We start from the raw sequence: 14,988 nt of genomic DNA on the forward strand, positions 1-14,988 counted from the left end.
CATCAACGCCGCTTTCCCGATTTTCGCCGTGGCGCCCGCCCGCGTTAGCGCTTATGATGCCCGGCAGTGAATGAGATGGATGACGTGATGATTTGGTTAATTCTCGCCACGCTGGCGGTGGTGTTCGTGGTAGGTTTTCAGCTGCTGACGGCCAGCTCGCGCCATGCGGTGCAGGCGCTCAATAAACGGTTGCAACTGCCGCCGGTGCATATCGAATCGATGTTGTCGCTGATGGGCAAAGAGGCGGCAAAAGAGTTTACCGACTACATCGCGGGCGATAACGACACGCATCTGCATAATGGCGCGGCGGTGCTGCTGATTTGGCAGGTGCTGATTGTCGATGGCAGCGACGAAAATAGGCAGCGCTGGCATGGGATTTTGAGCCGGGCGGGGTTTTCTGCGTTGATTTCACGGCAACAGCTGTTGCTGGCGTTGGGGTTCTTGCGTCAGCTGGAACCGGACAGCCAGGAACTGCATGCGCTGCGCGACCAGTACAATGCGCACTTCACGCAGCAAGGGATTGAGCTGGAAGGCGAAACGGAGCAGGGCGGGAATCTGGTGTCGATGAGCGAGTGGCGTAAGCGGCATTAAGGGGGTTTTGGTTAATCTGCCAGCACTTCGCTGCTCTGGAAGGGCAAAAACGTTGACGCGCGAGCCGCTGGACGTATAATCCGACCCAATCACTATGCGCCCTTAGCTCAGCTGGATAGAGCACCGGCCTTCTAAGCCGTAGGTCACAGGTTCGAATCCTGTAGGGCGTACCAAAAATTCAAAGAAAGAGACGTCGAATGACGTCTTTTTTGTGCCCAAAGGAGCATTTTTGTAACGATTTTCTTTAAATAAAAATTTTCGATCCACAAGTGTGATGTTCACAATATTTTAACTTCCTTTTTTGTTTTTAAATTCAAGGCGACATTAAAAAATTAAAATATATCCTGCTAAGTGTGGGGAAATACAGACAACTTTACTGCTAATAATCGTCAACTCTTAATAGCTAGAATCAGCATGGATAATATTTAGTGTAATTTAAGAAGAAATATGATTTTTTCTGAAAAACTAAGCATCCATTTATCTGACTTAATTTATAAGTGTTTTCCGCAATGGAAAATGTAGCTATAACATTTTTGTCCTAAGGGTAATAGCCCGAAATAAATCCTAGTGTAATAATTAACATGGTTAACAAGGTTGCTATTGCTTATCTTAATATGAAACTCGCAGTTTATTTCTTTATTTGATCCGTCATCAAGTTCTATTTTGCATTTAAGATGACCTTTGTCACTTCCTTGTGGACTACAGTCGTATCCGCATTCAGATTTTATCCAGTTTATAACTTCTTGAATATTTCTCGTATTAGGGTCTAATCTATTTAAAGTACTTATAGCTTGAGTAACTGGCTCTGAAAAATCTACAATCCCTTTTCCTGAGCCAAGTGTAGAGAGTGTTTTCACAAAATTAGAGTCAAACTTTATCTTTTCAAAAATATATGAACATCTTTCAGCATAGTTTTCATTTGATGTAGGGTGGCTCGACAAGTAACTTTCATGGAGAGACTGATAATCATCAGTGCTATAAATCTTATTGCAATTCGAATATTGGGGTTTAAAAGTGAAGTATGAAGGCAAAGCATAATATTTTTCTTCATCACTTTTCTGGGTGGCATAAGTAATTGCATTCTCATTATAAAAGTTTTCATCAACATACTTAGAGTAAATGTTACAAAGTTTGGTATAAATAATACCTCGCAGACCGTTATCTTTGATATTTTCTGATATGTAATCAAACATATTAGTATCTTCAAACTGATACCAATCTTCGGTTGATTTTAACTCCATGAAATCCTTGCCAATGCAATATTCGATAATTTTTTCAATTTCAGATATTTTATCAAGATCATAAATTTCAGCATTGGCATAATGAAATTGTAAAGATAAAAGGTTACAACATTGCATAATCACCCCTTAATTATTTTTTCCATGTCAATTACAGTTTGATCAAAAAAACCTTCAGGCCACTTGCTCAGTGTTGCTCTTTGGTCTGGTTTTATCTCAGTTATCTGCGGGGAAGATGAGTTCTTACTCTTATCAAAGTAAAATATAATAACATCTTCATGATTAACTTTATTTATCCTAATGGCAACTCTTGCACCGTTGATTATATGTTCACTGTGAGTTTCAACTAAAACCTGAATACCTGCGTGCGAAGCTAAAGCTAATAACCTTCCAAGCTGGCTTTGGCCCCTAGGGTGTATATGAGCTTCTGGATTTTCAATTATTAAAATATCTCCTTTTTTTGCGCCAATAATTGCCGATATGATGCTTAATGAGTAACTTATACCAAATCCAATGTTACTGGCTCGAAATTTCTTTGAATCTCCTTCATATCCAAATAAGCTCCATCCAATGTTAGCTTCTCTATATACATTAACATCGAAATTCACACCCGGTGAAATCTCACCCAACCAAGCTTCTATCGAGGAAAGAATTGTTAAGCTCTTTGCTTCTGAATGAATGCGAGGATCGTTAATTTTCAGGCTAAAATCTTTACTATTTGAATTCTCATTTGCCAGAGAGAATAAATAATCTATGACATTTTCCCCATTTTTTCCCAGCCACCCATGCCGATACTTTTTCATTACCGGTACATTGTCTCTGGGCCCCCATCTTTCTGCGGAAATATATTGAAAGTTGTTTTTAATAGAATGGATTTTGTGACTTTTTCCAGTAAGCAAGGGTAGTTCAGCCTCTTGCAAGCCATTGCTTATATGTCCTTTTTTATAACCCCAAGTATATGTTTCATTATCAATATCTATTGTTATTCTTATACTATCATCTGGAGCATGGATGTTGAGAACATCGTTATAATCGCCAACACCAACTAGGCTTCCGTTAAGCTCAATATTTTTTTTATGCACAGACTGTAGAGGTAAAAGAATAGATTGTAATACGCTGCTTTTACCTACACTGTTTAACCCTACTAAAAATGTCAACTTATTAAGGTTGAGCTCGGAATCCAAAAAACACTTAAAGTTTTCCAGTTTAATTCTATCAATTTTCATTTTTCATTAATTCCTTTTATTATAAAATCTCTTCCAGTGAACGAGCGAACTAACTCAACGAAGTTGCTAAACCGATACATTATTGTAGCTCGCTTACCTGTGGATTGGCTAATCGAATAGTCGAAATTCTTCTCAGATTGATTATTGTAGGTGTCTGAGATCCACGGAATAAAAGCCTGGATGTCACCATTTAAAAGCTTATAAAACTGAACTATAAATTCATCTTTTTTATTAATTAACTCCTCAATCACTTCATCATCTAATAAGGCGAAAATAGAAACAAGCATGATGACAAGTTGTTTGTTTATACTATCCGATTTTGTTTTTTTGAATCTTCCATCTCCAAATATTTCAACTGAAGCTCTTAATCCTTTTTTAAATTTTTGATGGATTCTAAAAAATATCAAATCGCACTCATTATCTTTCCAAGCGGGAAGATAACTAATATCACCGTCGGAAAAATTACCGTCTAGTTTGAAAGAAAATTTATTAAGATGTCGCATGGTATTGACTAAGAAATCATCTTCTCTATTATAAGAATACTCATTATATCCAAATAAGATATGTGAAACTATTCCTAAAACAAACTCCATATCTTTCATGCGTTTTGCATTTATTTTTTCTAAAGTTGCTTCTATGAAATCTTCTGTCTCAGCTAAGTATCGAATGAAAGGAATTGAAGAGCCAGGGTTAAGAGCGCAACGTATTTCTTGAGCGCTTAGCGCTTTCCCATAGGTATTTATTCTTTGAAACAACTCTCGGACCATCTCAAAATCATTTTTTTCAACAGATATCAAATGACCATTAATTTGATACTCTCTGATTTTCCGTTGATACTGTCTTGGTAAATCTTGAAATTTCTTTTTAAAAACTGATTCTTCGGGTGTATTGAAGTATTTCAAATCGGTTAATGAAAATCCTCCACGCATATAATCAAATATTGTAGTCGTTCGCTGAAGTCCGTCTACAATTAACCAAGAGCCATCTTCTCTTTCCGCGAAATAAAACATAGGAATAGGCAAGCCTAAAAGGATCGACTCAATTAGTAAGCTTTTTTCTTTTGAGCTCCATACCCGTTCTTTTCTTTGAAAATCAGGTTGTAATTCTATTTCTTTATGCTGTATTCGATCATAAATAAGACTAAAGCTCATCCCTATTTGTCTTATTTTGAGGTTTTTCCTGTCAAAGTTAACGTTATTTTCTGAGGAGTCATCAATATCACTTTCTATATCTTCATCGTCAACTAATGAAGAGGTGAGGTTATCAATGTCCACTTTAGGAGAAATTGCAATTGGAAAAACCTTTTTATAATTTGCATGAGATTTATAAAATATTTGAGAAAAATCCTCATTGAGTGAAGAAATCATATCCTTGCATTCTGATATGCTATCCTGTTTTAATTCTCCAGGATATTTCATGCTAATTTCTTGTAAAGCACCATCAATAATTGTGTTGATGGAATTTAATTTAATATGTATGTCATACAAGCTCAGTTTCTCGCGTGAGCTCAAGGCTATCCTTGTTTTCCTGAGTTCATTCCCAGTAACTTCTTTTAGTGTTGCATAATCATGAGTGTTGCTGTTAGCTAGCAATATATGTTTTTTGTTTTTATATTTAAAGTGTTCAATATAAGGCAGGTTTGATAATATTGTCTCGGGATGATGCCTGCTACTTCCACTACCGCCCAATGAGGCCTCTACATTAGTATATCCAAATTCTGAAAGATCTTTTAAAATTATCTCAAATTCATCTATATTTCTGGAGACTCTTTTTCCAGTATTCGGTTTTACGAAGTATCTTCCGGTTTCCAAATCAATATCTAATAAAGTAATTGAATCAGCGTTAGAGTTTATTGGGCGTAGAGGCATGCCTATGAGGTTTTTTAGATCATTTAGTAAACTTTGAAAGTTCATAATTTTTTCCTTAATCTAAAAATCTTGAAATACTTAATGCTATTTCTGTTGCAAGTTTAACTGGCACTCCATTACTAATAGTTTTGAATTTACTTGAGAGTGACATATTTTCAGGAAGCTCAAATTCATCTGGGACAGATTGAATTCTCATAACTTCACGCACTGAGAGTCTCCTCGGCTTGTAAGGGTGCAAATGTACTTCATTATTCCCATAAGCAGCTGTAGGGCTGAATCTCCAACGATGAAGGCGCTTAAAGCTTTTTCCTGAAATATCACCTTCTTCAATTGTCATAAATTTGTCACTATATGCTTTGAACACATCTTGTTGATTAGCAAGATTTTCAATTGACGCATTAAATACCTTTGTTTCGACAAATAAGTCTGAAGGAATTGTAATCGGCATCATAGGATCATCACCATATGGCCCCGTTTGAGGCCACGAGAATTTCTCTCTTGCATGTTGAAAAGAAGGATTATTAGGCCAATCAAACCAATTAAAAGAATTTAAGTTTTTTATTTTTTTCTTCTTTAATTCATTAATTAAGTGTAGATTCGATTTCTCAATTTCAATCAAGCTGGCATAACCTAATGTGTCAAAAATATGAGATTTCCTGAATCCGACAACAAATAATCTCTCCCTGTCCTGCGGGATACCAAACTCTAAAGAATTTAATACTCTGACATCAAAGCAATATTCCTTAGATAGCTTATATAGTAATTCAGCAAGGTAATTACGATGATTGCTTTTTTGAATAAGCCCTTTTACATTTTCAAGAGTAAAAAATTTAGGTAAGAAATCATTTATTAGATCAACGAAAATCCCTGTAAGTTTACCATTTTCACCAGCTTGACCTAAGTTTCTTCCTGCATTTGAAAAGTCTGGACATGGCGGCCCACCTATAATTCCAAATTCACTACTCTGAATAATTCCAGTTCCAATTTTTTCAGAAATGACGCTTTTTCTTACCGACTCAATTGAGCCTTCAAAAAGGTTTAGTTCTTTTTTTTCTAAACCATACAACTTTTCGTGGCCATACATAAATGCTTTGATGAAATCAGGATTTATCTCATTATGCCATACAACATCAAAATTGGCAGAGCGAAACCCTATATCCAAGAGTCCTGCACCTGTGAAAAATGATAAAACAGATCTAGCCAATTTATTACACCCTATTTCCCAGTATTAACCTCCTTAAATTTTAACATGAAATACTGTTTTTATCTACAGGTTTTTGTTTTTTAATTAAATGGAATTGTCAATTAAATTAGCGAGTTAATTGATTTTTATAAAGCCATAATGGCTATCTTAAACCTATCAACTAAGATAAAAGTACATGAAATTATCATGCTTAATTATAAGTTTTTTAATAAAAGATTATTATGCTGTGGGAAATATAATGATAGTGACCTTCTCAGTATAATGAATACCTGCCTACCCTTTAATAAAGGGTAATGCTGCTTTTATTAATCTTGGAATAAGTACACCTAGAGATAACTTAAGCGACTCGGTGCTTATTAAAGTTGAGAAGTTAATTGTTGAGTTTATTTCTTCCGTTTATTCACTCACGATATTTTTATGACTTAACATTTTTTTCTCGCAGCTTTCCCACTTTAATGCGCACCGTTTCCGGCATCGCACTCCGATTATCCTTCCTCAACCCCAGCATCATGTTGTATCCATTAAACAACCCGGCATCGCCTAGCCGCGGCATTGGCAGCAATTGGGTTGGAATCGTCAGCCAAAACCGCAAATCATAGTCACAGCCCAGATACGTGCGCAGTAGCGCCATCACATCCTGCCTGAGCTGTCCGTCAGGCATCCAGCCCTTTGCCTCATCAGGATCGTCTGTTGAAAGCTCAACCCGTGAGCAGTAACAGGGCACGCGGGTTTCATCATCCAGGATCAGATTCTGATCGAGCGTCATGCCGCCGTTCAGTGAGAGGCGGGCGCGTTTTGCCACCGGCATCGTCACCGGATGATGTGCGAAAACCTCAACTTTGGTATTCGGTGCCTGGCTGTTGATCACCGCTGCAATACCTTCAGCTGTGTGCGTGGTGTGCAGCAACGGTTTCAGTATCGCCAGCAGGCGCGACGAAGGTTGGTCACCGCTGTGGGTAATGCCGGTTAGCGCCATCAGGCTTTGCGAAACCGTATCGGTACCGCCTGGCTCAAAGGTGGCCGGATAGCTGTACTTGCGCCAGATGCGGTAAAACTGCGTCATCAGTCGGTGATTGAAGATATCCAGAAACGCTGCCATCGCATCCGCACCATCGCGGCCTTGGTTGATGTCATCAATGATGCTGGTGGGCAGCGGCGAATCCACACCGTACAAACCGAAGAAGTTGGTTCTGACCGTTGGTATCGCATCCGGGTTATCGGGGGCAATTTCCGTGCGTTTTAGCTCCCCGGCGGGAAAGCCCAGGTGCGGATTGGGACGAAATCGTACCGGATCACTCTTTGGCGTGCGGCTCGTGCCAAGACGGCTGCCGGTCGTTTGCTCCAGCAGTTGGCAGAAGCGGTAAAAGTTATACCGCGCGGTCTGGTCATTGCCGTTATCGTCCAGCCAGAACGGTTTTTTGTTTTCTTCGCTCACATCAGCACCCTATCAATGCGTCGCTCCGGCCAGGCCCATTCGGTGCCCGAAGCAGTCAGCAGCACCGTCAGTTGGGTAAAGCGCACAACACTGGCGTACTGCGTCAGAAACTGTTCCAGCAGCTCGCAGAACAGGCGGGCATCGCCGGTGCCGCTAAACTGGGTTTCATCGAGCGCCACGCGAATACGCACGCCGTGCCAGTGATACGAGGCGTTATAGTCCTGACGCCAGCTGACGTGACGAATACCGCTGATGCGACGGCGGTTGTTATCGTCATTGCTCCAGTCAAACAGCGCCAGCACGGCGCGGAGGCTTGCAGCATCGCTAATCATCTGGCTCAGCGCGCGCGGATGCAGCAGCGACATCACATGCCACTGATACAGCTGTGTGGTTGGCGGGTAATAAGGCATAGAAGGTGGATGACGCGTTGTGCACTGCAACGTCAGGTTGCCGGTGACCGCGCTTCCATCAAATACGGCTTTCTCCAGCGCCATGCGCGGATAGTTACCATTGGTGCTGGTGATGTTCATAAACAGCGTGGCATCATCCTCGGCCCGATCGGTCTCGCTTGCATCGCCACCCAACATCAGCAGGGTTTCATAAAGACCGCTGACACCACGCCAGATGCGCGTATGGAAATATCGCTCCGGCCAGGACTCTTTGCGTTGCAACATGCCCCCTTTTTGCCGGAAGTGCCGATACGGCACATAACGCCGCTTATCCAGTGTTTCGCTGGCGGCAACTTCATCAACACTGTAAATCTCAGTGTGCCGATCGCGCAGGCGGTGGGGACGCAGACGATAATCGAGCACCGCAGGTTTTACCTTCAGCGGTTCTGCATTCAGCGTAAACAAGTTAATCACCGGCACGCAGTGAATGCGCAGCGCGTCTGCCGGCAGGGAAATATCATGCGGAAGCGGCTGACTAAGGTGAATATCGAGCATCACCTCGCGGCAGCTTTCGTCGAAAGGTAGCGTGTTGAGCCCCGATAGAGTAAAGAAGGCGTAGCGAGCCGGAAAACTGAAATATTCCAGTAGCGGGCGCACTTCACCACAGAGTGCAGGACTGTCGCTTTCCGGCCAGACCGGACGCCATTCTTGTTGCCAGCGGGCACGGATGTCGCCACTAAATGGCTGCTCGAGGTAATCACTCTGCGGCAGGCGTAAAGTGATGTTGCGCAGATGACAGGTCAGCGCATGGTATAGCAGCGACTGCACTGGACGATCTCCGTGGATGTAGAGCGGGATATCACTGAGATCGACCTGGCTCGGATCGGCCTGAGGGCTGAGTGTAAAACGCAGGGAAATTATCTGGTGTCCGTCGGGGTGAAACGAGGTTGTGACATTGCCTAATACCAGAGGGTGTAATTTCAACGCATCAGTGGTGCGATACGGGCAGCGCAGGCCAGTGATATCCATCGGTCGAGTCAGCAGCGTTGTACCTTCCGGCAGCACCGCATCACGTACCTGAGCGACGCTATCGGGCGTAAGTTCCACCACAGACATTGATGGCAGCGTGCGGTTCACCACGGGCAGCAGATGCCCAAGCAGCGGCTCCGTCAGCTCCGGAATATCATCATCAATCTTGCGACGCATTTGCGCCATCATCAGCGAGAAGCCCTGAAACAGTTGCTCGACCGAGTCGTCCATCTTCAGAGATTTGCCGTCTACGCCCAGTCGCCGTCCCGCCTCCGGATACTGCTCCGCAAACTCCTGGGCAGCAGCTTTCAGATAACGCATTTCGCTGTCGAAATATTTTAGAAAATCATGGTCGTTCATGGTTCACCTACTCAACCAGCGTGAGTGCCAGATAACTCACTGAGCAAAGTGAAGCCAACCACAACACCAGCAGTGAGATCATTGCCCGGTAAAACATGACTCTTGTTCCGTGCAGGCGATCAGCCAGAGAACGCGGGCGGGCAAATTTTTTCGGCCATAGCTGCGCCATGCCCCGGTCAAACTCAGCAAGGTCTTCTTCATTATTGAGCAGTGCGAAGAGCCGTTCATCGAGCCATAAACGCCAGCAGTAGTAGTGTGTGATGAAGAACAACACCATTAACGGCAGACTCAGCGCGGAGTAGAAAAGGCTGAGTATCAGCACCAAAGGTGGCAGCGTCAGCGCGGCAAAGTAGCGCCAGCTGGCCAGATGAATTTGCACAATTCGGTTGGTCATCATGATGTCAGACATAGCTGTTCCTTGCTGAAGGCTTCGAGGATTGCAATGTGTGCAGGGGTGAGAACAATCTGCGGGCGTCGGGACTTAATGAGTTCAACGGCCTGAACGACAGAAGCTGCATGTCCTTCCGCCAGCAGCCACGCCGCAATCACTGTGGCACTGCGCGATAAACCCAGCGCGCAGCAAACCAACACCTTGTCATTTTCCTGGTGCAGTTGCTGAAGCTGTCTTACCGCAGTCTGCAAATGCGCAATGTCGGGCACTAGCAGATCCATTAGCGGATAGGCCTGCCATCGCTGTGCGCTCCGGTTGCCTTTGTGTAATTCTGCGGTCAGATCAAAAACGGCAAAATCCTGCTGCGCTTTGCCCGGGAACCTGCCCAGCGCTACGCCAGCGACAATCTCATTACTTTGCGCGCTATGCCGGGAAAACCAGCGGCGGGAAATCCTCACGCCTGTCAGATAGGGTAAAAGCAGCAGGCGTGCGGAGAGGGATAAGTTGCCGCAACTGTTTTTCTGGAACACCGTCACGCCCAAGCCGGCATAGCCCGCAGCCACCGCCAGTAGCGCTATGGCAGGCCACAACAGCAAATGACCACAGGGAATCGCTATCCCCGCCAGTAAAAACAGCATTCCACCCAGGCCGTATTTGCCAGCAAGACGTCGCGCGTGCCAAGTGGGGCGCTGCCAGCGCCATTCTCCTCTAATTGGAATCAGGTAGCTGATGATGACCGCGACCCCAATCCCGCTAATGACATCGATAGAATGGTGCTGCCAGGTGGTCAGTACCGAGACAGCAATCAGCAGGAACCAACTGGCCGCAATAATTCTCGCATTGCGATTCAGATGCTGGCGAAAGCGCAGCCAGAGCAGCCAGGTCAGAATAATGTGCAACGAAGGGGCCTGGTTATAGGGTAAATCAAACTGTTCAAGCTGACGGAACAACCAGCCGAAGGCACCCTGGGTTTCCGGGCGCGTGAAGGTAAACTTCAGCGGGAAAAGTAAAAACGCTGCACACGCCACCAGCGATGCTACTAGCAGGCGATAGCCGTGACGCATCAGCTCTTGTCTTGATGTGCAGATGAACAGTGAAATACCGTAAAGCAGGTCGATGCTCCAGTAAGGCACGATGGTCCAGGGAACAAATGGAATCGAACGTTCCCAGGCAAACACCAGGCTTTCCACATCGTCGCGGGTAGCGGTGTAGGTATTCACCTGCCCGTAGCTGAGAAAAAACAGGGGCCCCAGCAACATCAGCCAGCAAAGCCCCTGTTTCCAGGGGCTAAAAGGGCGTTGTGTCAGCAACGATTCAGTCATGCTATTTTCTTACCGCCAGCGACACGGTAAAGATGCCAAACTCATCGATCAGCTGGTGGCATTTCTCAAATCCAGCTTCTTCGACCAGCGTATCCATCTCTTTCTGGCTGCGTACGCGCATCAACCAGGGAATACCGTTCTGGTGGCTGGTTAAGGTCCATGCGATGGTTTTTAACTGCGGATGCCACGGTTGCCCGGTATAAACCAGCACACCGCCCGGCGAAATGGCGGCTGCCAACCCGGCCAACGAAGTTTTGATTAATTGGTTGCTCGGGAACAGTTCATACAGGCCGGAGACAATGCCCAGCGTCGGCGCAGGCGCGAGTGTGGCGAGCGAGTCATAATCGAAGGCATTGCCTTTTTTGAACTGCGCGAGGTGGCCTAATTGACGCGCTTCAATCATCGCCTGGCCTTTCTCCACATTCAGATCGCTGTAATCTCGCAACAAGATGCTTTCAATTCCCGGCTGTTTCTCTAGTGCATCAAGAACGTAGCGGCCATGTCCGGCGGCGATATCGACCACGCGAATCGGCAAATTGTGCTCTTGCAGTTTTGCTACGGCCTGCGCAATCACCTGCTGGATATTTTCTTTGCGCATGCGAATGCCGCGCCAGCCAATGCTGTTGAGGTACTGCCTGTCGATGATACGGCCAATAATGCCGGTGCCTTCAGCCGTGTTGCGGTAGACATAATCCAGCGTGCTGCCAGAGTCAAAGCCGGTTTCATATCCGAGGCGCATGCCTTTTGACAGCCGACCAATGGTTTTCATGCCAAAACTTAATGAAGCGTAGGACACACCTTGTAGTGAGCAGCGCTTAGGTGGCGCCTGCAACTCACGGTACGCATCAGCGCCCGGACTCCACTGATCTTCATGGCTGTAATCGAAGGTGTAAGGCGCAGCGTGGTAAAGCTGTTCAATAAACGGCTTCATTTTATCGAAGGCAAGCTGGCGATCCTTCTCTCCCAGCGTATCGTGATAAAAACCGGGCAGAATATGCTGCTCTTTGATGGCGCTACGCAGCCCCTGATAGAATTTTTTCTGCGGTTTGGTGTGCACCACAAAATCATCGCCGGAAATCAGCAGCTGTGTTGGCACGGTGATGGCGGCAGAGTCAGAAACAATACGCTCCGCCGTTTTATACAGATCCAGCAGAATATTCACGGCAATCTGACGGGTGATGAATTTATCCTGCTCAAAGCTGCGAATGCGCTCGGGGTCGTGGCTGAGAAATTTCCCTTTGACGTAAGAGTTCACGTAAAACAGACCGCGAATACGTTGCAGCATAGCCAATCCTGTGCGTGCGAAAGGCACATACAGCTTCACCTTGAACGCTGGAGAGGCCAGCACCATACCGCGAATTTTAGGTGCGTAATCATGCACCCAGGTAGCGACCAGCACCGCACCGACGCTTTGCGCAATCACAACAATATCTTCAATGCTCACCCTGGCTTGTTCAGCGACAAAGCGAACAAATTCATCGACGTCCTGCACTGAGCGAGCCAGGCTTGGGCTATAACCTCGCTCTCCCGGCGAATGTCCGTGTCCACGCGCATCCCATGCGTAAAAATGGGCATCCGGCATAAGTAACTCATCGACAACATGCTGCAAACGTCCGGAGTGCTCATGCCCGCGATGAAATAGCACAATCACTTTTTTGCTCTGCGCATCCTGCGCGGGCCAGTGGCGAAAATAGAGAGATTCACCGTCGCTGGTTGAAAAAGATCCTTCCTGAAATAAACGTGCTTCCTGGCTCATGATGATTTCCTTATGGCTTGCTGTTGTAATTCGACAAAACGATTTAATAACGCGCTTTTAAATTCGGCCTTGTTGTCCTGATAACGCAGCGGATCGTCGATATAAATATCGATAAAGAACGGCACCGGTATTTTCTGACCTTTACCCATTGAGCGATCCAGCCCGTGCATATAGACCGGAATGATGGGCACATCCGGGCACTGCTGGCTGAGATGCCACAGGCCAGATTTAATTTCTGACAGTTTCCCCGGCTCGCCGCGCGTGCCTTCCGGGAAAATAATCACGATTTTCTTTTCCGCCAGTGCATCGACGCAGGCCTGCAATGGATTAGCCTGATGTGCTCCTCGATATACCGGGATGATGCCAATCACCTTGAGGGCAAACCAACCCACCACTTTGTTTTTCAGGAAGTAATCAGCCGCAGCCACCGGCTGTACGTCCACTAATGTCGAGAGGGGGAACAAGGTGAACAGCGTCAGCACATCAAGATGGCTGTTGTGGTTTGCCACAATGATCGCCGGGCCTGTTTTCGGTAGCTTCTTGCGGTTGGCCACGGCGACACCCAGCCAGATCCACACCACCGGATAAGCGATGCAAAGGGTAAAGATCCAGCGCAGCATGCGGTTCATGTGCGCCTCCTACACGTAGAAGTAGTAATAGAAGTGGAAGAACAGCGGCGCAGTGTAGATGAGTGAATCGAGTCGATCCAAAATGCCACCGTGTCCGGGCAGCAATTTGCCGGAATCCTTCACACCAAAATCGCGCTTGATCGCCGACATCACCACATCGCCGCAAAAGCCGCTTGCACCAATAATCAACCCAGCACCCAGCGAGTGGAGATAACTCATCGGTGTCAGCAGTGGGCCAAGAATCACGGCCAGCAACATGGTGGTAACGATACCACCCAGCAAACCGGCCAGCGTCTTATTCGGGCTGACGTTGGGCGTCACGCGAATCCTGCCCAGCGATTTTCCCCACAGATACTGGGCAATATCATTCAGCTCAGTCAGCGCAACGAGGAAGAACACCAGCAGCGCACCGGCGCTGGCGTCGGCACCGGGTAAAGTCATCAGGTAGGCAACGTGGCTCAGAGCGAACACGGTGGTCATCATGCCCCAGTGCATTACCGACGCAGAGTGCAGAAAACCTTTGGTATCACCGGCAATCACCATGCGAGCGGGCAGGAACAGGAAGACGTAAACCGGGATAAAAATGATGAACATGCCGTACCAGGCCATGCCGGTCCAGAGATATTGCACCGGGATAGCGGCATACATCCACAGCAGCGGCATACTGTCAGAACGCCGCGTGGGTGCTAGCGTCAGATACTCTTTTAACGACAGGAAGCTGATAAAGCCGAAAAAGGTTAGCGCCAGCCACTTCGGCGACAGCATTGCTAACGAGAACAGGCAGATAATCACCCACCAGCTATTAACGCGCTGCTGCAATTCCAGCCAGTTGCGTTGTGGGCGGCACTTTCTCAGCACAAAAATAATCAGCGTCGCCAGAATGAGAACGCCGAAGATACCGCCCAGGCAGTAATAAAGCACTTGACTGGAATCAGCCATTTTTCGCCTCCATCGCATTGCGGCAGCGATTCAGGCAGGTCCAGCACAGCAACAGGGTGGCAAGGACAAACACTGCGTTAGCGTAGCCGATAGACTGCGGCCACAGCGCAATCACCAGGCCAAGAGCACCAAAGATAAATGCGCGGTCACTTTTGCCTAACGGGCCACGGTAGCTACGGATGCCGTTCAGCGTCTGGCACATCACACCGCAAAATTCGCTCAGCCAGGAAAGCAGCACCACCAGCACAACCCACCAGGCAGAGATGCCAGTAACAAAGGCAAAAGCGAGGTAGAGTGCGGCGTCGGAGATAATGTCACCCACCTCGTTGAGGATTGCCCCGAGGGTGGATTGCTGATTGAATTCGCGGGCTAACATGCCATCAATGGCGTTTAACGCCATGCGGAAAAACAGGAAAACGGGCAGGGTGATAAAAAAGCGTGGATCGGGGAAACGCATCAACAATGCGCCCAGTACTACAGAGGTGAGCATGGCAAACAAGGTTACCTGGTTCGCAGTGATACCCTGCGCATGTATCCTGACGACCAGCGGTCTTAATAAATGCTGAAACTTCGGTTTTATATCGTATAGCGTCACTTTGTGGCTCCTGCCG

The 14,988-nt window shown here is 46.2% G+C and carries 13 protein-coding genes and 1 tRNA gene; 2 read left to right on the plus strand and 12 right to left on the minus strand.

Annotation, left to right across the window (positions count from 1 at the left end; all coding sequences use genetic code 11):
• The first annotated feature begins 87 nt into the window (after window positions 1-87).
• Together P6287_RS05285 and P6287_RS05290 are read left to right on the plus strand one after the other, a co-directional pair.
• Window positions 88-591: a DUF1198 family protein gene (locus tag P6287_RS05285; protein ID WP_192236681.1), complete on the plus strand. Its 504-nt coding sequence runs from the start codon at window positions 88-90 to the stop codon at window positions 589-591.
• A gap of 96 nt (window positions 592-687) precedes the next feature.
• Window positions 688-764 (plus strand) — tRNA-Arg (locus P6287_RS05290).
• A 318-nt stretch (window positions 765-1,082) separates the two neighbouring features.
• On the opposite strand, the gene P6287_RS05295 is transcribed toward P6287_RS05290, so the two are convergent.
• From P6287_RS05295 to P6287_RS05350, 12 genes are all read right to left on the minus strand, one after another.
• Window positions 1,083-1,949 carry a hypothetical protein gene (locus P6287_RS05295; RefSeq protein ID WP_277974608.1) on the minus strand — a complete coding sequence of 289 codons (867 nt, stop codon included), beginning with the start codon at window positions 1,947-1,949 and terminating at the stop codon, window positions 1,083-1,085.
• 2 nt (window positions 1,950-1,951) lie between these two features.
• Window positions 1,952-3,055, minus strand: coding sequence for a DUF3696 domain-containing protein (locus P6287_RS05300; RefSeq protein WP_277974609.1), 1,104 nt, complete (start codon window positions 3,053-3,055; stop codon window positions 1,952-1,954).
• Window positions 3,052-4,968: a DUF262 domain-containing protein gene (locus P6287_RS05305; protein WP_277974610.1), complete on the minus strand. Its 1,917-nt coding sequence runs from the start codon at window positions 4,966-4,968 to the stop codon at window positions 3,052-3,054. The genes P6287_RS05300 and P6287_RS05305 overlap by 4 nt, the downstream gene beginning before the upstream one ends.
• A gap of 10 nt (window positions 4,969-4,978) precedes the next feature.
• Entirely contained in the window at window positions 4,979-6,127 is a 1,149-nt protein-coding gene (locus tag P6287_RS05310; RefSeq protein WP_277974611.1) for a DNA cytosine methyltransferase, read from the minus strand.
• A 415-nt stretch (window positions 6,128-6,542) separates the two neighbouring features.
• Window positions 6,543-7,562 carry a type VI secretion system baseplate subunit TssG gene (gene tssG, locus P6287_RS05315; RefSeq protein WP_277974612.1) on the minus strand — a complete coding sequence of 340 codons (1,020 nt, stop codon included), beginning with the start codon at window positions 7,560-7,562 and terminating at the stop codon, window positions 6,543-6,545.
• Window positions 7,559-9,340, minus strand: coding sequence for a type VI secretion system baseplate subunit TssF (gene tssF / locus P6287_RS05320; protein ID WP_277974613.1), 1,782 nt, complete (start codon window positions 9,338-9,340; stop codon window positions 7,559-7,561). The genes tssG and tssF overlap by 4 nt, the downstream gene beginning before the upstream one ends.
• A gap of 7 nt (window positions 9,341-9,347) precedes the next feature.
• A complete protein-coding gene (locus tag P6287_RS05325) occupies window positions 9,348-9,749 on the minus strand; it encodes a hypothetical protein (protein WP_277974614.1) in 402 nt (133 codons plus the stop codon).
• Window positions 9,734-11,053 carry a phosphatase PAP2/dual specificity phosphatase family protein gene (locus P6287_RS05330; RefSeq protein ID WP_277974615.1) on the minus strand — a complete coding sequence of 440 codons (1,320 nt, stop codon included), beginning with the start codon at window positions 11,051-11,053 and terminating at the stop codon, window positions 9,734-9,736. Before P6287_RS05330 ends, P6287_RS05325 begins: the two co-directional genes overlap by 16 nt.
• Window position 11,054: 1 nt before the next feature.
• Window positions 11,055-12,809: a bifunctional alpha/beta hydrolase/class I SAM-dependent methyltransferase gene (locus P6287_RS05335; RefSeq protein ID WP_277974616.1), complete on the minus strand. Its 1,755-nt coding sequence runs from the start codon at window positions 12,807-12,809 to the stop codon at window positions 11,055-11,057.
• Window positions 12,806-13,438, minus strand: coding sequence for a lysophospholipid acyltransferase family protein (locus P6287_RS05340; RefSeq protein ID WP_277974617.1), 633 nt, complete (start codon window positions 13,436-13,438; stop codon window positions 12,806-12,808). Before P6287_RS05340 ends, P6287_RS05335 begins: the two co-directional genes overlap by 4 nt.
• A 9-nt stretch (window positions 13,439-13,447) precedes the next feature.
• Entirely contained in the window at window positions 13,448-14,377 is a 930-nt protein-coding gene (locus P6287_RS05345) for a phosphatidate cytidylyltransferase (protein ID WP_277974618.1), read from the minus strand.
• Window positions 14,370-14,972, minus strand: a complete 603-nt coding sequence (locus P6287_RS05350) for a CDP-alcohol phosphatidyltransferase family protein (RefSeq protein WP_277974619.1) — start codon at window positions 14,970-14,972, stop codon at window positions 14,370-14,372. The genes P6287_RS05345 and P6287_RS05350 overlap by 8 nt, the downstream gene beginning before the upstream one ends.
• Window positions 14,973-14,988: the final 16 nt, after the last annotated feature.

The organism is Pantoea sp. X85 (genome assembly GCF_029623675.1).
In the GTDB taxonomy this organism is placed as follows: domain Bacteria; phylum Pseudomonadota; class Gammaproteobacteria; order Enterobacterales; family Enterobacteriaceae; genus Pantoea; species Pantoea leporis.

Excerpts from the sequence above, each read along its gene's own strand:
- P6287_RS05305 (WP_277974610.1), bottom strand. The coding sequence starts at position 4,968 with ATGAACTTTCAAAGTTTACTAAATGATCTAAAAAACCTCATAGGCATG.
- P6287_RS05325 (WP_277974614.1), bottom strand. The coding sequence starts at position 9,749 with ATGTCTGACATCATGATGACCAACCGAATTGTGCAAATTCATCTGGCC.
- P6287_RS05340 (WP_277974617.1), bottom strand. The coding sequence starts at position 13,438 with ATGAACCGCATGCTGCGCTGGATCTTTACCCTTTGCATCGCTTATCCG.
- P6287_RS05335 (WP_277974616.1), bottom strand. The coding sequence starts at position 12,809 with ATGAGCCAGGAAGCACGTTTATTTCAGGAAGGATCTTTTTCAACCAGC.
- P6287_RS05345 (WP_277974618.1), bottom strand. The coding sequence starts at position 14,377 with ATGGCTGATTCCAGTCAAGTGCTTTATTACTGCCTGGGCGGTATCTTC.
- P6287_RS05285 (WP_192236681.1), top strand. The coding sequence starts at position 88 with ATGATTTGGTTAATTCTCGCCACGCTGGCGGTGGTGTTCGTGGTAGGT.
- tssF (WP_277974613.1), bottom strand. The coding sequence starts at position 9,340 with ATGAACGACCATGATTTTCTAAAATATTTCGACAGCGAAATGCGTTAT.
- P6287_RS05330 (WP_277974615.1), bottom strand. The coding sequence starts at position 11,053 with ATGACTGAATCGTTGCTGACACAACGCCCTTTTAGCCCCTGGAAACAG.
- P6287_RS05300 (WP_277974609.1), bottom strand. The coding sequence starts at position 3,055 with ATGAAAATTGATAGAATTAAACTGGAAAACTTTAAGTGTTTTTTGGAT.
- P6287_RS05295 (WP_277974608.1), bottom strand. The coding sequence starts at position 1,949 with ATGCAATGTTGTAACCTTTTATCTTTACAATTTCATTATGCCAATGCT.